Source organism: Streptomyces sp. NPDC048514 (genome assembly GCF_043199955.1).
Taxonomy (GTDB): Bacteria; Actinomycetota; Actinomycetes; order Streptomycetales; family Streptomycetaceae; genus Streptomyces.
Genome location: NZ_JBICWT010000012.1, coordinates 237330 through 261237, shown reverse-complemented (window position 1 = coordinate 261237; position 23908 = coordinate 237330). Strand labels below are relative to the sequence as shown.

General features: G+C 69.7%; 21 protein-coding genes. 8 read left to right on the top strand and 13 right to left on the bottom strand.

All coding sequences use genetic code 11. From position 1 onward, the window contains the following. Nucleotides 1-9 precede the first annotated feature (9 nt). From ACGFT2_RS26990 to ACGFT2_RS26975, 4 genes are read left to right on the top strand one after another with little or no spacing between them, the layout of a single operon-like run. The gene (locus ACGFT2_RS26990; protein ID WP_393282872.1) at nucleotides 10-597 is read left to right on the top strand and encodes a GNAT family N-acetyltransferase; all 588 of its coding nucleotides are present in this window, start codon (nucleotides 10-12) and stop codon (nucleotides 595-597) included. Continuing rightward, the gene (locus ACGFT2_RS26985; RefSeq protein ID WP_393282737.1) at nucleotides 534-1406 is read left to right on the top strand and encodes a type III pantothenate kinase; all 873 of its coding nucleotides are present in this window, start codon (nucleotides 534-536) and stop codon (nucleotides 1404-1406) included. Before ACGFT2_RS26990 ends, ACGFT2_RS26985 begins: the two co-directional genes overlap by 64 nt. Next, a complete protein-coding gene (locus ACGFT2_RS26980; protein WP_393282735.1) occupies nucleotides 1403-2893 on the top strand; it encodes a class I adenylate-forming enzyme family protein in 1491 nt (496 codons plus the stop codon). Before ACGFT2_RS26985 ends, ACGFT2_RS26980 begins: the two co-directional genes overlap by 4 nt. Before the next feature lies 1 nt (nucleotide 2894). Continuing rightward, on the top strand, nucleotides 2895-3488 hold the full coding sequence (locus ACGFT2_RS26975; protein WP_393282732.1) for a 2OG-Fe(II) oxygenase: 594 nt from the start codon (nucleotides 2895-2897) through the stop codon (nucleotides 3486-3488). Between the two features lie 117 nt (nucleotides 3489-3605). On the opposite strand, the gene ACGFT2_RS26970 is transcribed toward ACGFT2_RS26975, so the two are convergent. From ACGFT2_RS26970 to ACGFT2_RS26935, 8 genes are all read right to left on the bottom strand, one after another. Further along, the gene (locus ACGFT2_RS26970; protein ID WP_393282730.1) at nucleotides 3606-4109 is read right to left on the bottom strand and encodes a flavin reductase family protein; all 504 of its coding nucleotides are present in this window, start codon (nucleotides 4107-4109) and stop codon (nucleotides 3606-3608) included. A gap of 140 nt (nucleotides 4110-4249) precedes the next feature. Further along, complete coding sequence (locus ACGFT2_RS26965) at nucleotides 4250-5503, bottom strand: ATP-grasp domain-containing protein (protein WP_393282727.1); 1254 nt, start codon at nucleotides 5501-5503, stop codon at nucleotides 4250-4252. Between the two features lie 5 nt (nucleotides 5504-5508). Next, the gene (locus ACGFT2_RS26960; RefSeq protein WP_393282724.1) at nucleotides 5509-6765 is read right to left on the bottom strand and encodes a methylaspartate mutase; all 1257 of its coding nucleotides are present in this window, start codon (nucleotides 6763-6765) and stop codon (nucleotides 5509-5511) included. A 1-nt stretch (nucleotide 6766) separates the two neighbouring features. Continuing rightward, entirely contained in the window at nucleotides 6767-8269 is a 1503-nt protein-coding gene (locus ACGFT2_RS26955; protein ID WP_393282721.1) for a PqqD family protein, read from the bottom strand. Further along, nucleotides 8266-9504, bottom strand: coding sequence for an acetyl-CoA carboxylase biotin carboxylase subunit family protein (locus ACGFT2_RS26950; protein WP_393282718.1), 1239 nt, complete (start codon nucleotides 9502-9504; stop codon nucleotides 8266-8268). The genes ACGFT2_RS26955 and ACGFT2_RS26950 overlap by 4 nt, the downstream gene beginning before the upstream one ends. Then, a complete protein-coding gene (locus ACGFT2_RS26945) occupies nucleotides 9504-9992 on the bottom strand; it encodes a cobalamin B12-binding domain-containing protein (RefSeq protein ID WP_393282715.1) in 489 nt (162 codons plus the stop codon). The genes ACGFT2_RS26950 and ACGFT2_RS26945 overlap by 1 nt, the downstream gene beginning before the upstream one ends. Continuing rightward, a complete protein-coding gene (locus ACGFT2_RS26940) occupies nucleotides 9989-11233 on the bottom strand; it encodes an MFS transporter (RefSeq protein ID WP_393282712.1) in 1245 nt (414 codons plus the stop codon). The genes ACGFT2_RS26945 and ACGFT2_RS26940 overlap by 4 nt, the downstream gene beginning before the upstream one ends. Nucleotides 11234-11236: 3 nt before the next feature. After that, nucleotides 11237-12331, bottom strand: coding sequence for an LLM class flavin-dependent oxidoreductase (locus ACGFT2_RS26935; protein WP_393282709.1), 1095 nt, complete (start codon nucleotides 12329-12331; stop codon nucleotides 11237-11239). 510 nt (nucleotides 12332-12841) lie between these two features. On the opposite strand from ACGFT2_RS26935, the gene ACGFT2_RS26930 reads away from it, so the two are divergent. Both ACGFT2_RS26930 and ACGFT2_RS26925 read left to right on the top strand, forming a co-directional pair. Then, nucleotides 12842-13837 (top strand): asparagine synthetase A, encoded by a 996-nt coding sequence (locus ACGFT2_RS26930; RefSeq protein ID WP_393282707.1) that lies wholly within the window; start codon nucleotides 12842-12844, stop codon nucleotides 13835-13837. Next, nucleotides 13834-15108: a glutamate synthase-related protein gene (locus ACGFT2_RS26925; protein ID WP_393282704.1), complete on the top strand. Its 1275-nt coding sequence runs from the start codon at nucleotides 13834-13836 to the stop codon at nucleotides 15106-15108. The genes ACGFT2_RS26930 and ACGFT2_RS26925 overlap by 4 nt, the downstream gene beginning before the upstream one ends. A gap of 131 nt (nucleotides 15109-15239) precedes the next feature. Here ACGFT2_RS26925 and ACGFT2_RS26920 read toward each other — a convergent pair whose 3' ends face one another. Then, entirely contained in the window at nucleotides 15240-16259 is a 1020-nt protein-coding gene (locus tag ACGFT2_RS26920) for a MerR family transcriptional regulator (RefSeq protein WP_393282701.1), read from the bottom strand. Then, nucleotides 16253-16954, bottom strand: a complete 702-nt coding sequence (locus ACGFT2_RS26915; RefSeq protein WP_393282697.1) for a HEAT repeat domain-containing protein — start codon at nucleotides 16952-16954, stop codon at nucleotides 16253-16255. Before ACGFT2_RS26915 ends, ACGFT2_RS26920 begins: the two co-directional genes overlap by 7 nt. A gap of 226 nt (nucleotides 16955-17180) precedes the next feature. On the opposite strand from ACGFT2_RS26915, the gene ACGFT2_RS26910 reads away from it, so the two are divergent. Continuing rightward, a complete protein-coding gene (locus ACGFT2_RS26910; RefSeq protein WP_393282694.1) occupies nucleotides 17181-18389 on the top strand; it encodes a phosphatidylserine/phosphatidylglycerophosphate/cardiolipin synthase family protein in 1209 nt (402 codons plus the stop codon). A 164-nt stretch (nucleotides 18390-18553) separates the two neighbouring features. Here the strand turns inward: ACGFT2_RS26910 and ACGFT2_RS26905 are convergent, their stop codons facing one another. Further along, nucleotides 18554-18724: a hydrophobic protein gene (locus ACGFT2_RS26905; protein WP_324942219.1), complete on the bottom strand. Its 171-nt coding sequence runs from the start codon at nucleotides 18722-18724 to the stop codon at nucleotides 18554-18556. Between the two features lie 545 nt (nucleotides 18725-19269). On the opposite strand from ACGFT2_RS26905, the gene ACGFT2_RS26900 reads away from it, so the two are divergent. After that, nucleotides 19270-20157, top strand: coding sequence for a YihY/virulence factor BrkB family protein (locus ACGFT2_RS26900; RefSeq protein ID WP_393282691.1), 888 nt, complete (start codon nucleotides 19270-19272; stop codon nucleotides 20155-20157). Nucleotides 20158-20354: 197 nt separating this feature from the next. Here the strand turns inward: ACGFT2_RS26900 and ACGFT2_RS26895 are convergent, their stop codons facing one another. Next, nucleotides 20355-22118 carry a thiamine pyrophosphate-dependent enzyme gene (locus ACGFT2_RS26895; RefSeq protein ID WP_393282688.1) on the bottom strand — a complete coding sequence of 588 codons (1764 nt, stop codon included), beginning with the start codon at nucleotides 22116-22118 and terminating at the stop codon, nucleotides 20355-20357. Between the two features lie 14 nt (nucleotides 22119-22132). Continuing rightward, a complete protein-coding gene (locus ACGFT2_RS26890) occupies nucleotides 22133-23716 on the bottom strand; it encodes an FMN-binding glutamate synthase family protein (RefSeq protein WP_393282685.1) in 1584 nt (527 codons plus the stop codon). Nucleotides 23717-23908: the final 192 nt, after the last annotated feature.

The following is a 23908-nucleotide window of genomic DNA, read 5'->3' as shown; positions in this document are numbered from 1 at the left end:
GTGAAGGCCATGATGAAAATGCCCGTCGATACGACAGTGTACGTCCGTCCGTTTGCTGCTCAAGACGCTGAAACAGTCGCATCCTGGCTGCAGACAAGGACCGCACTGGAGCAGTTCTCCGCCCGTGGCGAGGCAGCGACGGAAGGCGATCTGCTCGGGCTCGTTCAGCGAGCGAAGAATGATCCCCTTATCGGGGCATACATTCTCGAGTCCGCGACCGGTGATATCGTGGCCTTCTCCGCCGGCCATATCGAATGGCCCTTCGAGCATGTCTACGAGTCGGAAATCATGCTCTCTCCGGAACTTCCCACCCGGCAGGGATGGGGCACCTTGCTGCATGGTGCCGCGCTGACGAACATCTTCCGTCGAAGGCCCGAAGTCTTCAAGGTCGTCGGGCGTTCCATGCGTACCAATCAGGGCGCCGCCCAGGTAATGCGGAAACTGGGTCTCACCCACGAGGGAACGCTGCGCGCCCATGTGAAGCGTGCCCACGGTCACATCGACCTCGACGTGTTCTCCATCCTTCGCACCGAGTGGAGCGAAGGGCATTCCGCGTCACCCCGCGTGGTCATCGTCGACGGCGACGAAAAGTGCTGAACGGCGCCACCTCCAGGTCACGCGATTTGCTTTTGCTCATCGATGTGGGCAACTCTCGCGTGAAGGCGGCGCCGATGCTGCCCGACGGCACCGTGGAGAATGCCTCGGCCTTCCCGCTGGACCCGTCGCAGGCCGAGCACGACAGCCGGTTCGACACATTCGTCACGTCCCTGCCCGCGGTACCGGAAGCCGTCGCGGCCGGTGGTCTGCGGCTCGTCGTCTCCGACCCGGCGGGCCGGCTGGTGGCGACCGTCCGCCGCTTCGCCGAGCGGCACTCCTGCCGGGCCGAGCACATGACCGCGGCCCGGCTGCCGGGGCGGGTGCTCACCCGCAATCCCGAACGGCTCGGTACGGACAGGCTCGCCGCCGCGCTCGGCGCGTTCCGCCGGTTCCGCACCGGCGCCCTGGTCATCGACATGGGCACGGCCTTGTGTGTGGACCTGGTGTCCGCCGAAGGGGCGTACGCCGGAGGCATTCTCTATCCGGGGATCGACCTCGCCTACCGGGCGCTGCACGACCGCACCGGACTGCCCCTGCCCGCCTTCGCCGCCGTCGGCTCCGAGGACACCATGCCGACCAGCACCGAGGAGGCGCTGCGTCGCGGGGGCCGAGTCGCCGTGCCGGCGCTGGTAGCCGCGCTGACGGCACACGTGCGGGGTCTCGTCGGCTCCGGCGTTCCCGCCGTCCTCACCGGCGGTGGATGCGTGCCCTTCCTCGATCTGCTCCCCGCCGACCTCCCCTACGATCCGCTGCTGAACCTGCGCGGTATGGCCGAGTACGTGCTGCTGACCGACGGAGTGACTCCATGACGGTGCTCCCGGACCCGAACCGGCACGTGCTGATCGCCGCCGACGCCGAGACCGGTGAGCGGCGGCAGCTGGACGCCAACACGCTGCGTGAGCTGGTCCGTGCCACGGTCGCCCGCCTCCGCGACCGCGCACCCGGTATGCGCCCGGGTTCCCTCCTGGCCATCGCGGTGCGCAACAGCGTGCAAGCCGTCGTTCTGCAACTGGCGGCCGAGGAACTGGGTCTGGTGCCCTTTCCCACCGCGCCACGCGGTGACCTCGGTGCGCTGCGGGACGCGGTGGGGGCGGCCGGCGCCTCGGTGCTGGCCCACCTGACGCCGGGTCCCGCCCCGAGCCTCGCCATCGAGGAGGTCGAAAGACCGCGGGCCTCGGCGCTCACCGCGGACACCGACGGCTCGCAGCAGGCCCCCGCCCGGTCCGCGGCCTGGGGCCTGGCCATCAACACCTCCGGCTCGACCGGATCCGCCAAGACCGTCCTCCTCGACCGCGCCGCCCTCGCACGCAACGCACGTGACTTCGGCGCGCGTACCCGCCTCGGCCCCGGCAGCCGCTACCTGGTGACCGCACCGCTCTGGCATGTCGGAGGCAGCGTCGTGGGCATGCGGGCCGCCCTCTCGTGCGGCGCCGTGCTGATCCTCCCGCCCGAGGCCAAGTCCGGCGTGCTGGCGTCATGGCTGCGGGACTGCCGGCCGACCCACCTCGCCGGGGTGCCCACCGTGCTGTTCGACCTCCTCGACCACGGATCCGCCGGGACCGGCTGGCCGCAGCACCTGATCACCGGCGGAATGGCCGTGGAGCGCTCCCTCATCGGCTCCCTGCACGCGCTCGGCAGCCGGGTCACGATCCTGTACGGCATGACGGAGTTCACCAACGCCGTCATGTCCGCCGACGTGCCGGCCGGTTCCCTTCCGCCGACCGGGTTCGTGGGACGGCCGTTCCCCGGGGTGCGGTGCCGTGTCGACGGGCCCGACGGCCGGCTCCTGGTGCGGGGTTACCCGCGGGCCGCGGCGGTCGTCCAGGACGGCGTGGTACGGCCGCTGCCGACGGACGCCGACGGGTGGTACGAGACGGGAGACCTGGCGCGGCAGACCCCGGACGGCTACGTCATCGTGGGACGCAGCCGTGACGTGGTGATCAGGGGTGGCGTCAACATCTCGGGAACGATGCTGGTGGAGGCCGCCCGCAGGACACTGCTCGCGAAGGAGGCCGTGGTCCAGGCGCTGCCGTCCGCACGGCTCGGCGAGGACATCGCGCTGATCGTGTACGGGCCGACCGCGGAGGAGTGCCGGCGGCGCGGGCAGGACTTCCTGGCCCGGCTTCCGCACGGCACGCGCCCCGGGTTCCTGGTGGTGTCCGGCAGCCCGCTGCCCCGTACGGCCAACGACAAGCACGACCTGGCCCGCATCCGCCGGGCCACGGCCGGCCTGGCCGAGGCCGTGGTCGGCCAGGCGTCCGGCCTGCCGATCCATTCCATAGAGCGATGGAGCTGACATGCCCAGCAGTACCGCGGCGATCCGACCGGACTGGCACCAGCAGGCCGAGGGCGTCTTCACGTCCGACTCGGTGCCGGCATCGCTGACGAGACGGATGCTCGACACGATCCGGGAGTCCTCCCTGTGGAGTCCCGCGCCCTTCGGTCTGAAGGCGCGGCAGAGCGTGGACACCGGCCGGCGCGTGCAGCAGCACATCCCGCACACCCGGATGTCCGACGAGATGCTGGCGCTCGCGGAGCCGGTGACGAACGAGGTGCAGCGAGCCGGCGAGCGGCTGCTGACGGCCGGACGACCCAGTGAGCTGTGCGTACTGGAGTACCAGCACACGCGCAGCGGCGACAGCTTTCCCTGGCACCGGGACTCCAGCCCCGAGCGCGCCCGGTGTTTCACCATGGTGCTCTACCTGCCGTACGGCGGACTCGCGGGCGGAGCGACACAGTTCCAGCTGGCCGAGACCGGCCGGCCCGACTTCGAGGTCGCCGCCCGGGAGGGCCGGGTCATGCTCTTCCGGTCGGACCTGCGGCACCGCGGCGAGACCGTCGCGGCCGGAGACAAGTACGCGCTGGTGGCCAACTTCCGGCTGGCGGACTGAGGAACGCGAGGTGCCCGGGGTCCGTCGGGCCGGCAGGACCACGCGTGCCGTTCCGTGTGCGCCGTATGATCCCGCGGGCCCCGACGGCCGCGGTGCCGCGGTGCGGCATCCGATCGGTCAGCGTCCTGCGGGCACGAGCCCCGACCAGATGCTGTATTCGCCCCTGCAGTAGAGAAGGGGCTCGCGCGCGTCGGTCCGGCCACCCTCCACCTGGGCGACGAAGAGCCAGTGGTCTCCGGCCTCGACGGTCTGGACGGTGCGGCACTCCGCATACGCCAGCGCCACGTCCGTCAGGATCGGGGCGCCTGCCGCCAGGTCCGACGGCCGCCACCGGACGGTGGCGAACTTGTCCTGGCTCTTGCTCGCGAAGACCTGTGACGCCTCCTGACCGGACGCGGCCAGGAAGTTGACCACGAACGCCTGCGTGGACAGCAGTGCCGGCAGGGTCTGGGACTGCTTGTCGACCCCGATCAGCAGCAAGGGCGGCGCGGCCGAGACGGAGCAGACGGCGTTGCAGGTGAACCCGCGGGGTTCGCCCTGGTCGTCGACTGTGGTGATGACGGCGACAGCGGTGGGGAAAGAGCCGAATATCTCACGGAACTGCTCGGAACTTACGGGCATGTGACTTCACCATGGATCTGATGTGACGTCCGGTACCCGGGCGGGATCCGCCCCGCACCGGCCGTCAGGCTGTTGATGGACCGGCCCGATGGGCTCCCCGGAAGGTGCCCGCCAGGCCTGTCACCTCGTCTTGGTGTGGCTCAGAGCAGTTCGTGCTCCAGTTCGCGCAACTCCTTGTAGGCGCGATCGATCTCGGCCTGATGGACGTGGACGAGGAAGACCGCGCCCGGCGAGGAGTTCAGGTCGACGGTGCGCCTGGTGTGCGCGCTCTCGGCGACCCGGAACCGGACGCTCTCGAACGCCGGAAGCTTCCGGAGCGCCTCCCGGATCGCCCGGGTGTCCAGCGGAACCTCGCGCCGCGCGATCAGGTTGACGCACCGCGCCTGTTCCAGCTGGGGGTAGTGCACGGGACGGCTCGTCAGGGTGTCGGCCCCCGGCGTGTAGCAGTCGAGGGTCAGACTGACCTGGTTGGCGCCCGTGCACCGGTCCAGCGCCGCCGGATTGGCCAGGCCCGACACCCGGGCCCCGGTCTCCAGCAGGACCGGGCCGTCGGCGGTCAGGATCAGCTCGCTGTGTGCCGGGCCGTCGGTGATGCCGAGCGCGTCGAGGCAGTCGGCGACGTACGGGAAGATCCGCGCGATGGCCGGGTCCCCGGGGGCCAGCAGGTCTTCGAGATCGTAGATCTTCCGCTTGCCCTCGCCGACCGTCTTGCGGCTGATCCATGCGTCGGTGAACCAGTGCTTCGCGTCCCGGCTGACGGTGTTGATGATGTACTCGTCACCGTCGAGGTACTCCTGCACGAGCACGGTCTCGTTGGCCCTGAGCATGAGGTTCGTCTTGCCGATGATCGCCTCGAAGGCCTCGGTCACCTCCTCGTCGGTGTCGCAGGTGTAGACGTCGTCGGACCCGGCGCTGTCGAGCGGCTTGACCACCACGCGCTCCAGGCCCGCCGTGCGCCGCCAGTTCAGCAACCGCTCCAGGTCGGCTCCCTGGCACTGCCGCGAGGTACGCACCCCGGCCGCCGACAGCGCCTCCATCATCCGGAACTTGTCGCGCCGCGCGGCGGAGCGTGCGGGGTCGTTGCCGCGCAGCCCGAGCCGGCCGGCGATCTCGTCGGCGGCCTCCACCCCGAACTCGCTGGCGGGGATGACGCCCACCGGCCGCAACTCGGCCAGCCGGCGCAGCACTTCCTCGGTGTGGCCCGGGTAGGTGAGGTCTTCCTCGAAGACCTCCGTGGGCAGGCTCGCGGCGAAGGTGTCGGGGACGAGGGCGCGGGAGCGGACGTGCACCACGCGGTAGCGGCCGGCCGCCTCCCGCGCCAGCATCGCTCCCGTCGAGAACGCGTCCACCAGCACCATCGTGGGCCGCTGCTGCCTGTCTGTCTGGGCACTCATGACGGTCAAACCAATCCCGACTCGTACTTGTTGGTGTCGTAGCGGTCGGCGACGTGATTGAGCATCTCGTACAGCTCGTCGGAACCGAGCCGGTCGCCTCCCGCCCTCTCGGCCGCCCGCGGCAGCGGAAGGCCGCCCCGCTCGCCCCAGGCCAGCGCTCCCCGGTCGTCGATGACACAGGTCGCCGCGGCCCGGTTGTCCGGGTGCAGGCAGTAGGGGATGTCGAGCAGCCCCTTGCGGAACGCTTCGATCAGCGCGGTGCCCACGTCGTCGTCGAGGTCGAGGACCGCCTCCACGAGCAGCCGCGCCTCTTCCAGCGTCTCCTCGAAGAAGGAGTCCTCCAGTGCGCTCGGCGCCGTGCGGATCCCGCTGTCGGCCGCGGACAGGCGCAGCGCCGAGAGGTTCTCCGAGACGCTCGGGATCTGCCAGGCCTCCGAGACCGTCTTCACGATCATCCGCTCACACCCCGCGTCGCGGGCCAGCTGGGCGCTGTCCCGGATGAGCGCGGTCGCCCCGTTCGGGGTGCGCGGGAACAGGCCCATGTACGTGTAGAGCACGACGTGCCAGGTGGTGTCCGCCAGGTGTTCCGCGGCCAGGGCCCGCAGCGCGCGCAGCGCACCACGGTCCTGGACGGCCAGCGTTCCCTGCGCGTAGCTCAGTGACAGGTGACGCACCCCGTGACGGCGGAAGAAGCAGCCCTCCAGGACGGCCATCGCCACCAGCAGAGAGGGTGGGCACAGCTGCCCCAGCAGACACCCGCCGAAGCTCTCGATGTGCCCGTGCTCGGTCGCGCCGGCCAGGAACCGGCAGCTCTCGGCCCACGCGTCCACGGCGTCGGCGAGCGGAAGGCGGCTGTAGGGAAGGCAGTACGAGACCGGCCCGCCCTCCGTGGCGTCCAGGCCGACCTCGACCAGCTTCTCGAAGACGCGCAGCGGACGTGCGGTGCCGTGCCGCACCTGGACGGGAAAGCCCGGGCCGTGCAGGCCCTCCAGCATGGCCCGGGTCGCACCGGCCGGGTGCGACACCAGGGGGTAGCCGTTCAGCTCCTCGCCCGCGGCCAGGCGCTCCAGAGAGGTGGTGTAGTCGCCGACCCGGGTGTAGCTGTCGATGGTGATGGTTCCCACGGCCGGGAGGCCGAGCGCCGCTACGGCGCGCAGCCCGGCCTGCATCGTGTGAAGGTTCCCCATCCCCATGCGCGGCTGGACGACCAGGGTCTGCCGCCGGCGGGACTCGGCGACAAACCGGTCGAAATATCCGGACATGTTACCGGCCGGATATCAATTCGAGAGTGCGGCGGCCCGTACGCGGATCGACCGTCTCCACGCCGGTCTTGTGCGGGTCGCCCGCCCGCACCCGGGAGATCATCGAGTCCTGTGCCGCGAAGTCCGTCAGAGCACTGCGGTACAGGGTGCGCAGCTGTGCCAGCGTCAGGGCCGAGACGTTCTCCAGCCAGGCGACCGCCTCCGCCTCGTCCGACTCACCGCCGAGGACCGCGTGCAGCCGGGCGGTCCTGTCGGACATCTCCGGGTGGCAGCGGTCGACGAAGGTCTGGAGCCGCTCGCCCTCGTCGGTGAACGGCGAGAAGACCATGGCGACGAGCGCCTGCTCCTCCAGGCCGAAGGAGTCGCGGGCGAAGTCCGCGGAGAGCCGGCGGCGCTGCTCCATCTTCTCGGCAGAGTCGTAGCGGCCGAGAACGAGCTGGGCGAGGTGTTCCGGCATCTCCTTCTTCTTCATCAGCTCCTTCCCCAGGTGCAGGTACTCGGTGATGCCGTCCTCGTAGGTACGGTTCTGGACGTACTGGGTCCGCAGGCCGCGCAGGTGCGCCATCAGGTTCGGGTTGGCGCAGTCGGACTCGCTGAAGCTGAAGGCGAGATCGTCGAACCGGAAGCCCAGGAAGTCGACGATCAGGTCCCAGTGGTCGTGCACCCGGTAGCTGACGTGGTCGTAGATCGAGATGAACTCGGGCTGCGCCGAGCGGCCGCCGGCGGACACCTCGCGCTCGGCCAGTTCCGCCTCGGCCTCGTCGCCGAACAGCTCGCGGAAGTAGGCGTCGCCGATGCCGCGCAGGGCGATCAGCAGCCCCTGGAAGCCCATGCTCCGGCACTGTGCGACGTCGATGCCGCTGGCCTTGGCCAGGCGCAGGATCCAGGCCGAGTAGAGCAGTTGCTCGCGGCGCGAGTCGCCGGTGACGACCGCGTCGACGCCGCCCTGCCACCAGGCCGCGCGCCCGTAGAAGTCGGCCACGGAGAGGTTGCAGCTGTTGCAGAAGGTCGGCCGGCCGTCACCGGCCGAACGGTGCCCGTTCATCAGCACGTCGACCCGGTTGATGGCGATCATGCGCTCGGGCAGCGGAAGCGTCCGCTCGAAGGGCCGGATCAGCGTGTGGTCGACGGTGATCAGTTCGACGCGCTCGTCCTCCAGCAGCGCCAGAGCCCGGTAGACGCGGTCGATGTTGTCCATCACGGCCTGCGGTACGCCGGCATGCCGCATGTTCGCGACCCGCATGACGAAGGTGCGGTCGAAGCTCTGCTGCAGGTACAGCTGGACGGCACGCACGAAGGCGACGACGTACGTGCTGTCCTTTCCGCCGCCGTAGGCGACCATGAGCTTGTATTCCGGGAGCCCGTCGACACCGCCGGCGGCGTCGACGATCTGCTCGCCGACGGCCTTGACGCCGGCGGTCTCGACCTCGCTCAGGTAGCCGAGAAGACGCGAGTAGAGGGCGTTGTCGTGCTCGCGGACATCCGTGCCCGGCTCGTGACTCATAGGGAGATTGCCTCGAATTCAAAGTTCTCGATGATGTGGTGGATGTCGGCCTCCACCTTTTCCTGCTGTTCGTGGAGCAGGATGAATCGCCCGCTGTGCAGGGCGTCGTATGCGCCGCCCGGCTGCAGTACCTCGCCGACCGGCGGCAGCAGTTCGCGCCAGATGGTCGGCACGCGCTCGCTCATCGGCTCGGCCTTGACGACACGCGCGGGGAGTTCTGCGGGCTTGGGCAGGATCAGCCAGCCACCGGCCGGATCACCGGTCTTGGCCGGTGGGGTGACCGATTCCCCGGCCAGCTCGCGCAGCCAGACCTCGTAGAGGTTGACGTCGAACAGCTTGTTCAGCAGATGGGGGACCTCGCCGCCGCCGATCCTGCCGCCGATCTCCAGGAAGACCAGCTCGTCCGTGGGGGTCAGGAACAGTTCCAGGTGGAAGGGGGTGTCGTACATGCCGAGCGCAGACACGCATTCCTGCGCGAACGCCTCGACGCGCTCGCGCAGTCGCGACCGCTGGAGCACCACGGATCCCAGCGGTGCGCCGGCGCCGAAGGCGAGGCAGTCGCTCACGTAGCGGGAGGCGACCTGGAAGCGGATCGCCGAGCCGGCTCCGATGTAACCGTCGACGTGGTAGATCTCCCCCTCGACGAACTCCTCGAGTTCGTACCGGGAGAGGTCCACCGTCGGCAGCAGCTCGGCCAGCCTGGTCTCGTCGTCCACGCGGTGGACGCCGATGCTCGCCGCGCCGTCGACGGGCTTCAGGATGACGGGGTAACCGCACGCTTCGGCGAACGAGAGCACCTGGTCGTGGTCCTCGCACGCCGCGAACCGCGGCACACGCAGTCCCGCCTCGGCGAGCACCTGCTTCATCCGCACCTTGTCGCGGTACACCGCGACCTCGTCCGGGGTCGGCCCCGGGATGCCCAGGTCCTGCCGGACCCGCGCCGCGATCTCCAGGGTGAACTCGGACAGGGCGATCAACTGGTCGACCGGACCGGACTCTTCGGCGATCGCGGCCACCGCGGCACGCAGTGCCACGAAGTCGTTGACGTCCTCGACCTGCTTGAAGGAGCGGATCTTGGACGGGTCGACGAGAACGCCGTCGGCGCCGAGCTTGTCCACCACGTAGCTCACACGGTGGAGATCGTGGTCGATGAACTCCTCGTAGCGGGTGAGTTCATTGTCCCAGCGAACCCCGTCCGAGAACCTCGGCCAGCGGTTGACGATGACGATATGCATTAGCGAACCTCAGCTCCCACGGTTTCCGTTGCGTCCCACGGCGGGACAACCACCGCATCTGGCTGCCACCTGGAGAAACCCTCCGAGAGGCCGAGCCTCAGGAACTCCCTGAAGCGGTCGATGGAGTCGTCACCGGTGAATACCTCGGTATAGCCGTGCGCCAGCAGGTCACGCCGGACGCGCGCATTGTCCGATTCGGCGGTGGTCAGCTTGCCCCCGACGACGCAGGGGATTGCGAGGCCTTGTTCGTGCAGCGCGGAGAGCAGGACACGGGCGCCGTGATGGCCGTGCCCGTTGACGCTCGACACCACCAGGAGATCCGGCTGCCATTCGGCGACGCCCTGCGTCACCGAATCGACCGGCGTACAGCTCCCGAGATTCCGTACCGCCGCGCCGTTCTCCTCCAGAAGTTTCTGGAGGTAGACCAGGTTCCAGATGTGTGAATCGGACTCGACGGTACTCAGCAGGCACCGGAAGGACGCGCTCACGCTTGGGCTCCTACGGGGATGCTTTCACGAACGGCGAGTGCCCGCCGGAAGCTGCGTATCGTCAGGGGCAGCAACACAGCACCGAACAGGCAGAGGGCGACCGCGAGTCCGGCGACCAGTTTCTGCGGGCCGACCGCGGTGGCGCCGCCTCCGACGAGGAGGCCGGCGAGAGGAAAGGAGAGCAGATTGAGCAGGTAGAAGGGCCCCATCACCTTCCCCAGGTGTTCACGGGGAATGACCCGTATGCGTTGCGTCCGGTTGAAGATGTTGTAGAGCGCGTCGCCGGTCATCACCGCGACGTACAGCACCGCGTACATCGGGAAGGACGGGGTCACGCCGATCAGCAGCAGTCCGCCCGCGAGCAGGCCGAAGCCGAAGACTCCGAGGAACTGGACGCTGAACTTCTTCAGCAGGAAGGGGATCAGCAGGAGATTGATCAGGCCGATCACCCCGACGCAGGTGTTCAGCAGAGCGAAAGCGGAATCCGGCGCCTTGAACACACCGGTGACCAGTGCCGCGTTCATGCTCAGCAGTGCCGCTAGGGCGAAATTGATGGCGAAGTTGAGGATGCCCAGCAGGAGCACGGGCCTGTTGCCGACCATCAGGGTCCACCCGAGCCTGAGTTCGACGAGGTTGGCCCGGGTGCTCTGCCTGGCCTGCGGCGTCCGTGAGCGCGGCAGGGGCAGCCAGCAGGCCCCGGCCAGCGCGAAGACCGCTGCCGCGACACCGAGCAGCCACACCTTGCCCAACGCGATCGCCGCCAGCATGGCGAGGGCCGGGCCCAGGGCCATGGCCAGCAACTCCATGTTCTGCACCAGAGCCTGGGTGCTCGCCAGCCGGTCCCCCTGGGCGACCTGGGGAACCATCTTCTCCACGGACATCCGTACCGGTGCCACCAGGACCGACAGCAGGGCGCCACTGGTCATCAGCGCGGCGGTGGTCACCGACGGCCGAAGGAGCAGGACCACGACGACACAGCCGAGGACGGCGGCACGTGCGCCCGCCACACGGGAGAAGAGCCGCGCACCGCCGTCCCGGTCGGCCAGGAGCCCGGCGAACGGATAGGCGATCAGACCCGGCAGCCATTCGAGCGCGAAGGCGAAGCCGAGCGTCGACAGCTCCTTGCTGTCCTGGAAGATCAGCAGGGGGACGGCGAAGAGGACGACCTGCTCGGCCATGAGGCCGAGCAGCACGCCGCCCGCGAACAGTCCACGATGCGATCGGGGTATGGGCGTCGTCATCGGCTACGCGTTGCGCTCGTGCTCACGGATGAGGGGCAGGACGCGGGTGTAGAAGGTCCGCATCTCGTCCCGGGTCGGCCAGCCGGAGAAGATGAACTCGCTCACGCCTGCGGCCTTGTACCGGTAGAGGTAGTCGGCGACCTCCTGGTGGCTGCCGACCACGCACAGGGCCGGTCCGCCCCGGTAGGCGACGGCGCCGGACCACAGCATCGGCGAGAGCCAGTCGCCCTCGGCCTTGTCGGCCAGGTCGAACGAGGTCTGCACGGCGGCCGAGTCGGACTTCGCCACGAAGTCCTTGACCCACGCCTTGTGGTCCTCGTCGGGGTCGCGCATCATCTCCGCCAGCTCGGCCAGCGCCTCCTCGCGGGTGTCGCGGGACAGCACGTGCATGCGGATGCCGACGCGGCAGTCCTGGGCCAGGAGGGGCTCGGCGACCGCGGCGATCCCCTCGGGGGTGTCGCCGTAGCGCAGCCAGCAGTCGGCGTACTCGATCGCCGTCTTCTGGGCGACCCCGGAGGCGCCGCTGATGTAGATCGTGGGCCGGCCGCCGCCCTTGTAACCGAGGCCGATCTGCGCGTCCTCGATGCGATAGTGCCGGCCGGTGTGAGTGATCGACTTCTCGCCCCGCCAGAAGCGGTGCAGGATGTCGAGGAATTCGTTGGTACGCGCGTAACGGTCGTCGTGCGCGAGGAAGTCGCCGTAATAGCCCTGCTCGACCGGCGAGATGCCCGCTACGAGATTCAGCGAGATCCTGCCGTCGGACATCCAGGACACGGTGTTGACGACTTGCGCGAAAAGAGTGGGGGACAGCAGGCCGGGACGGTAGGCGAGAATGAATTTGACATTCTTGGTCTCGCGTACCAGAGCGCCGATCATCGGAAGCGGATCGGGCATGTGGTAACTGATTCCCATCAGAAGGGAATCCACCCCGAGTTCATCTGCTTCTCGCGCGAAGTCAACGATTCCGTCGAAGTCGAGCTGACCCGTGAGGTATTTGTCACTCGCCTTCTGCTGCCCACTGTCCAGCGGCGAGCACCAGTGGACCTTCAGCTCTTCTTTGACTGCCACCGCGCGGTGGAGCTGGTCCTGTGAAGTCATGTAACACCCTTGCCGTGAGCGGTTTCTACTCGATTCGAGGAAACAGGGAACCAGCAGCTCACTGCGTGGCGGGGTGATGGCGACACCAGACGGGTAACACGCGAAAAGGACTCAACACACCCCGTGTCCCCCTTGACAATGGCCCCGTCGAGATTCCGGGGACCCGAAGCGGGCAGCCCCTGACTCCCCGGCCCGCATTCGACGTGATCTTGACATGACCAACACGACGGCGTCAAGATCAAGACGATGTCTCAGACCGAGTCGAAGTAGTCGAAGTACCGGAAGGGCAGGTTCAACCACCACCCTTGCACGTAGCCGTCGCATGACACCCGTCATGACTTTGACCCGCTCGCGGCAGACTTCACTTCCAACGATGGCGACTGTGTTCAACCTCACTCGGCCATAAGCCAGTTGCGCCCGTTCCGCCCGATATGCATGCTCGGTCACCGCAACAGAATTCTCTTCAGATAGATGCCTGGCAGTCGTGTCGGGATTGGAAAGGTTCGCAACTTGTCCACGAACACCGCCGGGGAAGTCCTCCCCACGCCGCGGGCCCACCTCACCTCCGCCCGAACCCGCGCGACTATGGTCGTGAAGAACACGTTCCTGGCGGGAGCACGTGAGTTCCTCGGCCAGGAGAGCTTCACCGAACTGCTGCCGCCCATCATCGGTCCGGTGACGGACCCGGGGGCACGCGGTGCCAAGCAGGTCGACATCGACTTCTACGGCCACCGCTACAAGCTGATGACCAGCGGCATCCTCTACAAGCAGGCCTCGCTCCTCAGCTTCGACAAGATCTTCCACGTCGCGCCGAACGTACGGCTCGAACCGATGGAGACGGCCGTCACGCACCGGCACCTGGTCGAGTTCCACCAGCTCGACGTCGAGATCGCCGAAGGCTCGCGCGAGGACGCGATGGACGTCGCCGAGCGCCTGACCAAGTACTGCGTGGAATACGTCCTGCTGCACGCGCAGGAGCAGTTGGAGGTCCTCGGCCGCGACGTGAACGAGCTCAAGCGCGTGCTCGACGCCCCGTACGGCCGGACTCCGCACGCCTCGGCCGTGGCGGACCTGCAGGGGCGCGGCCACGACCAGGAGCCCAACTCGGAGATCGACTGGCAGGGTGAGGAGATCATCTCCGCCGCCGCCGAGCACCCCTTCTTCATCACGGACTACCCCAAGGGCTCCCGCGGTTTCTACGACAAGGAGAACCCCGCCGATCCCGGCGTCCTGTGCAACTTCGACCTCATCTTCCCCGGCGGTTACGGCGAGATGATGAGCGGCAGCGAGCGCGAGGCGGACTACCGCAACCTCATGATGCGCATCCGCGAGACGGGCGAGAACCCGGCGAAGTACGAGTGGTACCTCACCCTCGCGCGCGAGGGCATCCCCTCCAGCGCCGGCTTCGGCCTCGGCGTCGAGCGCTTCACCCGCTTCCTGTGCGGGCTCGACGCGGCCTGGCAGGCCACCGCCTATCCGAAGCTGCCGGGAGACCCGCGCCCGTGAGCGACCTCAGAGCACCCGGTTTTCCCGAGGAACGCATACGGGAGCGGGCCCGGGCCGGGGCGGCGGACGCCTTTCCCGAGGCCCGGCAGTACGGTACGACGCTGTTCGGGCAGTACAGCGAGCCCGCCCCCGCGCCGGCGGACACGATCGACCGGGCACGCCTGGTGCCACCGGTGTTCGTGCCGCTGCGCCTGGAGAAGCTCTTCGACCTCGGCCGCGAGCCCGTGGTCGGGGACGTCGACCTCGAGACGGCCATCGGCGGCCTCCGCTCGGCCCTGCCGGTGTACGTCTCGGCGTTCGGCTCCACCCGGGTGGCCAGCGGTGACCTCGGCCTCGCGGTGGCCCGCCAGGCCGGGCGGCTCGGCATACCGATGGTGATCGGCGAGAACATCGTTCCGGTGTCCGGCTATGGGCGGATGGCCGACGAGAGCGAGAGTTCCCTGCTGGGCCGGATCACCGAGTACACCCGGGCGGTGCCGGACGGGTTCGGCGGCGTGGTCGTGCAGCAGAGCACGGAGGACGCCGACGCCGAGGTCTGGAACCTCGTCTACACCGACCCGGCGGCCCAGCCGCTGCTGGAATCGGGCCGGCTGGCCTTCGAGCTGAAGGTCGGTCAGGGCGCGAAGCCCGGCGTCGGTGGCATGACGCTGGTGCCCCGCGAACGGGGCACCGAACTGGCGGCGCAGTACGACGTGTTGGACGTCTACGGGCCGGACGGCGACGCGGTGCTGCGTTGCAGCAGCCCGGGGACGTTCACCGAAGAGGTGCTGCGCCAGCAGATCCGGCTCATGCGGAACAACTATCCGCGGTGCCGGGTGTGGGTCAAGCTGCCGCCCACCCGTGACGTGGGCCGGGCGACGGCGGTCGCCTGGGAGGCGGGCGCGGACGCGGTCACCGTCGACGGGGCCGAGGGCGGCACGGGATGGGCGCCTCGTTCCTTCCTGGACCACGTGGGCGTGCCGCTGGCCGACTGCCTCGCACTGGTCGACGCCCAGGACCGCTGCCTGCTCGTGACGGGCCGGATCTGGGAGGGCGCCCGGGCGGTGAAGTGCCTCACACTGGGCGCCTCCGCCGTCGGCCTCGGCCGGGCCGCCCTCACGGCGGCCGACGAGGACCCCGAGAACGGCCTAGTGTCCTTCGTCGAGTGCCTCGCGCTCGAACTGCGCATGCTGATCAGCGCACTCGGTAAGTACGAGGTGGCCCAGCTGAGCCAGGAGGACATCTGGCTCGACGGCCACGCTCCCCCACGGCACCCCGCACACGCGGACTGACGCCTGGACCTGCCGGGGCCTGCCTGGACCTGCACACAAGCCCGCGCGCGAGCACCTCGCGCGCGGGCTTGTGGCGTGCGGGCCTCCGCCACGCGGGCTTCCTGCGGGCTTGTCGCGTGCGAGCCGTCTCCTCAGCCTTCGGGGGACCGCTCGGCGACAACCGTGACGAAGGCCGAGGCGACGAGGGCGACAGCCGGGTCGTCGTCGCGGGCCAGTTGACGCAGGACGTCCTGCCCGGTGGCCCCCGACAGCTCGACCAGCGCCTGGGCCAGACGGATCCGCGTCGCGGAGTCCGCGGTGGGCGCGGCGAGTTCGCGGGCCAGCGCGCTCGTGATCTCGTCCGCGCGCGTGGGGTCCCGGGACAGTGTTCCCAGGACCTCGGCCGCCTCGACGTCGCTGGCACCCTCGACCACCATGCCGACCAGCGCCGGCACGGCCTCGCGCACGCCACGCCTGCCCAATCCCAGAGCGGCATACCTGCACACCGTCGGGTCCGGGTCCCCGAGCGCGTCCGCGAGCAGCGCGGACACACCTGAGGCCTCGGCCGTCTCGGCGATCATCCGCACGGCGCGTCGCCGGATGCCGGCATCCTCCGCGTGCACGCCGGCAGCCAGTGCCGCCACGCCGTCGCCGCCCGATCGGGCGAGCGCCCAGCGCAGGGCGCCGGCCACGTTGGGGTCGGACTCGGCGAGGGCCGCCTCGGCCAGCAGCTCGGCGGGCACCGACCCGCCCTCCGGCTGGGCGAGGACGGCCTGCTGCCTGCGCGCGGCGCTGGGCGAGTCGAGCCCCTGCATGAGCTCGATGATGCGCAGGACGTCCTGCCAGCCGGTGGGCGCCGACGCGTCGACGGCGCGGAGCCGCTCCAGCAGCTCTCGTTCTCGCGCCAAACGGTCCTCCGTCCACCGGATGAGGTCGCTGACGAGGGCGGACGGCGTGAAGGCGGGGTCCTCCAGCGCACGCCCGATCTGCTTGAGCGAGAGGCCGAGGGACCGCAGGCTCTGCACATGGAAGATCCTGCGGACGTCCTCGGCGGAGTACTCGCGGTAGCCGCCGACGGTGCGACCCGTCGGCCGTACCAGCCCGAGGGCGTCGTAGTGCCGGAGCACCCGGGTGCTCACCCCCGAGCGGCGGGCCACGTCGCCGATCAGCATTCCGCGGTCTCCGCGGCGGTACCGGCGGCTCGTTCCCGGCCGAGCGCGACGACTCGCTTCGCCTCCTCGACCGCCGCGTCGAAACCGGTCTCCGGGTCCTGCCGCAGCAGCTCCGTGGCACCGGCGTGCGTGGCCACCGCGGGGTCCGGGTCGGCCGCGGCCCTCGCCAAGGCCCGCTCGGTCACGTCACCGAGGTCGACGAGGGCCCGGCTCAGGCTCAGCTGCACATCGCGGTCTCCGCGGCCGAGCTGCAGGACCAGTTCGCCGGCCAGGTCCTCCTTCTCCTCCTCGGGCACGAGGACGACCGCGACCCGCCACGCGGTCCGCGCGACCTCGTCGTCGGCGTCGCACAGCATGGAGCGGGTGATCCAGCCCCACGCGCTCCTGTCGCCGATCTTGGAGAGCGTGTGCAGCGCCTGGCTGCGGGCCTGAGTCCGCCCGGAGTCGAGTTCCTGGCGGATACGGGGCAGAGTGATCTCCGGCGAGAGGCGGGCCAGCGCCCAGGACAGCATGTCCCGTACGAAGAAGTCCGGCTCGACCGCGCACCGCTCGACGAGCGTCTCCAGGAAGCCGGGGTCGGGGGCCGAGCCGACCGCCAGGGCCGCCTGGAGCCGGACCGACGAGTCCTCGGCGCTCAGGGCGTCGGCCGGACGGGTGTTCTGCGGGGTGCCGTTGGTCGGGTTGATCGGAACCACCTCCTGCGCCCAGGGGACACCTTGTCACCATGTCAAGGTCAAGCCGGTGACCCGCGACGCGGAGGCCTTGCGGGCCCGGCGAGCATCAGGACGCTCCGCCGGGTGGGCGATGGGCGCCGTCCGAGCGGACGGCTGGAGTGACACCGTACAGGCCGGGCAGTCGGTTGTTCGGGCTCGTCCGGCAGCCCATGACGTTCTGCCTTCATGGTTCAGTGGGAGATTAGGCGTGATACTCGATGGCACTACCGCACCCCCCGCTCGCGAGACCGCGCCCGACGCGGCGGCGCGCGAGCAGCGCCTGCGCCGTCGCCTGGAGCGGCTGATCGGTGTGGCCGCCACCGAGGGCAATGCCCTGGTTCCCCTGCGCAACGGTGATGAGATCTTCCCCGCGATGCTGGGCGCGATCCGTTCGGCCCGGCACACGATCGACATGATGACGTTCGTGTACTGGCAGGGCCAGATCGCCCACGACTTCGCCGTCACGCTGGCCGATCGGGCCCGCGCCGGGGTGCGCGTACGGCTGCTGCTCGACGGCTTCGGCGCCAAGGGGATCGAGCGGCGGCTGCTGGATCTCATGAGCGCCGCCGGCGTACAGGTGGCCTGGTTCCGCAGGCCCGTGTGGCTGTCACCGTTCAAGCAGAATCACCGCTGCCACCGCAAGGCCCTCATCGTCGACGAGCACACCGCCTTCACCGGCGGCGTCGGCATCGCTGAGGAGTGGTGCGGCGACGCCCGCACCCCCGACGAGTGGCGCGACACCCACGTCCAGGTGCGCGGACCGGCCGTGGACGGCATCGCCGCCGCGTTCGCGCAGAACTGGGCCGAGTGCCACGACGAGCTGTTCGACGACCGCGACCGCTTCACCGAGCACCCTCAGGCCGGCTCCTCGGTCGTTCAGGTCGTGCGCGGCTCGGCCAGCATCGGCTGGCAGGACATGCAGACCCTCGTCCGGGTCATGCTCACCTCCGCCGAGCAACGATTCCGGCTGGCCACCGCCTACTTCGCCCCCGACACCTACTTCGTCGACCTGCTGTGCGAGACCGCTCGCCGTGGTGTGCGCGTCGAGATCCTGCTTCCCGGGCCCCACACGGACCAGCGGGCCTGCCAGCTCGCCGGCCAGCACCATTACGCACGCCTGCTGGAGGCCGGCGTACGCATCTGCCAGTACCAGCCGACCATGATGCACGCCAAGATCATCACCGTGGACTCCGTCGCCTCCCTCATCGGGTCCACCAACTTCAACCGGCGGTCCATGGACCACGACGAAGAGGTGATGCTCGCCGTCCTGGACGCCGAGTTCACCGCCTCCCTCGACCGCGACTACGACGCCGACCTGGAGCGCAGTGTGGACATCGACCCCACCCGTTGGAGACGACGGGCGGTGCTGCAGCGCGCCAAGGAAGCCGCGGTCACCCCGATCCGGCGTTTCCTGTGAGCCGACCGGCATCCCCGGCGCAGGCCGGCATTCCTGACGCCGACCGGCATTTCTGACGCCGTCCGGCGCCACGCGCGCCCGATCGGCTACGCGTCCGGCATGCGCGCGGGGCCCGGCCGACATGTCGGCCGGGCCCTGTGACGAAGGCGCGCGTGCGGGTCAGATCACCATCGGTACCAGCGGCCTCGGCCGCCACCGGCCGTGGTGGAGCGCATGACGAAGCCGAGAAGCCACAGCACCAGGACGACGACGGCGACCCACCAGAGAATCTTGACGGCGAAGCCGGCGCCGAAAAGGAGCAGTGCAAGAAGCAGAACAAGCAGCAGGGGAACCATGTCTATCAACCTCCTGCAGCTCGACTGCCCTGCAATTCCGCGCTCATTCACCGCCGTTGCTTCAGTTTGTGCAGGGAATTCCGGGGCACGTGCGGGGAACCGCGACAGCGGCAGCACGAACTGTCAGAAGCTGCTCGTCGATGACCGCCGACGAGAAGACCGGACCGAGAAGACCGGGCAAGGACCGAGCAGACCGTACCGCCCCCGAGAGGCAGACATAGCGAAGGGCGTGTTCACGCACTGCCGATGACTTCTCCACGAGAGTTCGGAAGGGGGCCTGCCCGGCGTGATACGAGAAAAGCTCTTCTCGACGGCGTCACCGAAGAACGGACAAGCAGCCGCATCCCGCGGTCCCCGTGGTCTTTGTGATCGTCCGCCGGTCAGAGCGGCGGTTCGGAAGGCGCACGGGGCATGCGTAAGGTGAGTGCGAAAGTGTCTCGGTCAGCAGGCGCTTGGAGCGGTTTCCCGGCACGCGCGGCCGGGTGGTCCCGCACCGCGGTGCTGGACGAGGCGGCCCGAGGACCGGGGGTGAGAGCATCCGCGCCATGAACGACACAGACGGTCACACGGCTCGATGGTGGGCGGCGCTGCGCCGGACGCCGGTGGCCGTCTGGAACGACGACGTCACGGACTGGGCCGCCGCGCTGACCTACTACGCGGTCCTCGCCCTGTTCCCCTTGCTGCTGATGATCCTCTCGATCCTGGGACTGACCGTGCCCACGGCCAAGCCGGAGGTCATCGACCGCGTGTCACAGGTCGCCCCGGCCACCTCCCGCGCCCTGCTGCGCAGCACCCTGCGGCAGTTGGCCGGACAGTCGTCGACGGCATGGACCCTGGTCTTCCTGGGAGGGTCGGGAGCCCTGTGGTCGGGGTCCAGCTATCTGGGCGTCTTCCGTCGGGCGTTGCACTCCATGTACCGGACGAGTGCGCACCGGCCGGTGTGGCGCACCGCTCCGCGTATCGTCGCCACGGCCCTCGTCCTGATCTCCCTGCTCCTCACCTCGACCGTCGCGCTGTTTCTCACCGGCGGTCTGGCCAGGCGCCTGGGCCGGGTGCTGAACCTGGGCACCGGCCCGCAGGCCGCGTGGGACACGCTGCGGTGGCCGGTCGCGGCCGTGGTCGCCGTCGCCCTGGTGCTCGTCCTGTACCGTTCGGGCCCCGCGCCTTCCCGCCCTGCCGGGAAGATGGCGCCCGGCGGGGCGTTGGCGGTCGTGCTCCTGCTGGCCGTCTCACTCGGATTCGCGCTCTACACCTCCCATGTCAGCGCCTATCAGCGGCTGTACGGTTCACTGGCAGGCGTCGTGGTCTTCCTGGTGTGGCTGTGGCTGTCCAACCTGGCTCTCCTGGTGGGCGCTCAGTTCAACGCGGAGCTGGCCAAGTCGGCGCAGAGGGAACGGACCGGCCTTCCAGAACCCGCGACGGACCGCTCGTAGACCGAGGCCGGTCACCTGCAGCCGGCACCTCCGGGAACAGCGTGGGGCCCTGACGATCCGTAGGTCGTCAGGGCCCCTCGCGCGCGTTGCCGCTCCTCGGCGGCCCGTGCCTGGAGTCGGTGCATCGGGCCCGTATCTCCGGGCTTCGGCGCCGGGGCTCCCCCAGGCCCCGGCGACCGGAATCCACCGGATCTCGGTCAGTCCCCGCTCGGCTCTCCGTGGCTGCGTACGATCTCCTTCACCTTGGCCACCGCGAACCCCCAGCCCTGTTCGACGGTCGGCTTGGCCGGTACGGCGATCTCGTCGGGGTTGGTGAGGACGTCGAGCAGGACCGGGCCGGAAGTGTGGAAGGCACGCCGCACGGCACTCTCCACGTCGGCCGGGTCGGTCACCCGGATGCCGGTGATGCCCATCGCCTCGGCCACGGCGGCGAAGTCGGGGTTGTCGAGAACGGTGCCGAACTCGGGCAGGCCGGCCTGCTCCTGTTCGAGTTTCACCATGCCCAGCCGGCGGTTGTCGAAGACGACGAGCTTGACCGGAAGGCGGTACGTCTTCAGGGTCATGAGGTCGCCGAGAAGCATGCTCAGACCGCCGTCACCGCAGAAGGCGACGACCTGACGCTCGCGGTCCAGGCTCTGGGCGCCGAGAGCCTGGGGCATGGCGTTGGCCATCGAGCCCAGGTTGTAGGAGCCGATGAGACGCCGCTCGCCGCGCATCTCGACGAAGCGGGACAGCCACACCGTGGCCATGCCGGTGTCGGAGGTGAAGACGGCGTCGTCGGCCGCGATCCGGTCGACGGCGGCGGCCAGAGCTTCGGGGCGGATGTCGTGGGCACGGTTGTCCAGCGCGGAGCGGATGCGGCCCACGACGCCCTTGTCGTGCGACGGGTCGGCGAGCCGGACCTGACCCGTGCGCCAGTGGTCGAAGCGCTCCCGCGCCTTCTCCAGGTGCGAGCGGTCGCGTGCGCCTTCGGTTCCGGCGGGTGCGGCGGTGAGGTGGTCCAGGAGGTCGCGCACGGTGGCGCCGGAGTCCCCCACGAGCCCGACGTCGACGGGTACCCGGCGTCCGATGTGGGCGGCCTCGGTGTCCACCTGGATCACGGTCCGGCCCTCGGGATACCAGTCCCGGTAGGGGAAGTCCGTGCCCAGCAGCAGGAGGGTGTCGGCGTCCTGGAGGGCCGCGGCGGCGGCGGGGTTGCCGATCAGCCCTGTCTGGCCGACCTGGTAGGGGTTGTGGTCGCCCTCGAAGCCCGCCTTGGCCTTCAGCGTGAGCACCATCGGTGCGGCCAGGCGGTCGGCGAGGGTGAGGACGTCCTCGCGGGCGGCTCGGGCGCCCTCCCCGACGAGCAGGGTGACCCGTTCCGAGCGGTCGAGGAGTTCCGCGGCTCGGCGGACGGCCTGCCCGTCGGGCCGGCTCACCGGAGCGTTCAGGGAGAAGCGGGCCGGCCGGTCGGCGGTCAGTTCCCGCTCGCCCAGGTCGCCCGGCACAGTGAGAACGGCGACGCCCTTGCGGCCCACGGCGTGACGCACCGCCGTCTCCAGCATCTGCGGAAGCTGGTCGGGAGAGGTGATCGTCGCGCGGAAGGCGGCCACGTCGCTGAAGAGGGCGTCGTTGTCCACCTCCTGGAAGTAGTCGCTGCCGAGTTCGGCGAGCGGCACCTGACCGGCGATCGCCAGGACCGGGGCATGGCTCTTCGCCGCGTCGTACAGCCCGTTGAGGAGGTGGACGGAACCGGGGCCGACCGTGCCCATGCACACGCCGAGGGTTCCGGTGAGCTGCGACTGGGCGCTCGCGGCGAACGCCGCCGCCTCCTCGTGCCGGCAGCCCACCCACTCCAGGCCCTCGGTCGTGCGGATGGCGTCGGTCAGGGGGTTGAGAGCGTCTCCCACGACGCCGAACACCTGGCGTACGCCGAGTTCGCTCAGCGCATCCACGATGACGCGGGCAACAGTACGGGCCACGTGAGTCCTCCAGGTCACACGGTGAAACGGTCGGGGTCGGCGGCCTTCCAGTCGGCCGCCCACGAGGCCGGCGGCTCGGCGAGCAACCGTCCTGGCTCGAGCCACTCGTACAGCTCCTCGTAGGAGCGTTCGGTGCAGGGGTCCACGCGCCGGCGAAGCATGTGCGGGCGCAGGTCCGCGGAGTCGGTGACGCCCATGGACGCCATGATCTGCAGCGCGCTCGCCACGGTCGCCTCCTGGAAGCGCTGGACGCGCGCCGTCTTGTCACGGACGTCGAGAGCGCGGGCCCGGCGGGGGTCCTGGGTCGTGACGCCGGTGGGGCAGATGTTCGTATGACACCGCTGGGCCTGGATGCAGCCGACGGCGAACATCATCGCCCGCGCGGCGTTGCCGTAGTCGGCGCCCTGCACCATGCGTTTGACCAGATCGGTACCAGTGGCGATCTTGCCGCTCGCGCCGACCTTGATCCGGTCGCGCAGGCCCGTGCCCACGAGGGCGTTGTGCACGGTGAGCAGACCCTCGGTGAGCGGGGTGCCCACATGGTCGGCGAACTCCAGCGGTGCCGCACCGGTCCCGCCCTCGGCGCCGTCCACCACGATGAAATCGGGAGCCGTGCCCTCCTCCAGCATGGCCTTGCACACGGCCAGGAACTGCCGGCGCGAGCCCACGCACAGCTTGAACCCGGCTGGCTTGCCACCGGACAACTCGCGCATGCGGGCGATGAAGCGGACGAGTTCCCGCGGGGTGGAGAACACCCGGTGGTACGGCGGGGAGACGACCGTCCGCCCCTCGGGCACACCCCGGACCCGGGCGATCTCGGCGTTCACCTTGGCTCCCGGCAGAACACCGCCGATGCCGGGCTTCGCACCCTGCGACAACTTCAGGGACACGCACTTGACGTGATCGTGTGCGGCCTTGTCGGCGAACTCGGCCGCGTCGAAATCGCCATCCCGGGTGCGGCAGCCGAAGTACCCGGTGCCGATCTCCCAGACGAGGTCGCCTCCCGGACGCAGGTGATGGTCGGAGAGACCGCCTTCACCGGTGTCCTGGGCGAAACCCCCGGCCGCGGCGCCCCCGTTGAGCGCGAGGACCGCGTTGACCGACAGCGAGCCGAAACTCATCGCCGAGACGTTCAGCAGTGCCATGTCGTACGGCCGGCTGCAGTCGGGGCCGCCGACGCGCACACGCGGCGCGTTCCTCGGCACCGGGCAGGGCGCCATCGACGGGACCAGGAACTCGTGACCGGGCTGGTAGACGTCCCGTTCGGTGCCGTACGGCTCCTCCGCGTCGGTGCCCTTGGCGCGCTCGTACACGATGTCGCGCACGTCCCGGTCGAAGGGGCGCCCGTCGTAGTTCCGCTCGATGAAGTACTGCTGCAACTCCGGGCGTATGCGCTCCATGAGGAAGCGGGCGTGGCCGAGCACGGGATAGTTGCGCAGCACCGAATGCCGGCGCTGCACCAGGTCCCAGGCACCGAGCACGCCCACGAACATGAGCGGCAGGGCCACGAACCACCACCAGGCCGAGACCCCGGCCGCAGCGGCCAGTGCCCCGAGGGCGGTCAGCAGGGTCAGGACGACGATTCCCACGCGTGTCACACCTGGCGCATTGCCCGGTTCTCGATCGCCATGCACACCGACCGGCCTGCGCCCGCCTCCCGCCCGGCACGCGGCACCCGGCACATGCCCGCTCGTCCCTCGCCGTGCCCGCCGCCCGCTGCGCACCGGCACCGATCCGGGGGAACCGGGCAGGAGGGTCATGGGGGTTTGTGATCTACGCCGTTCCGGGTG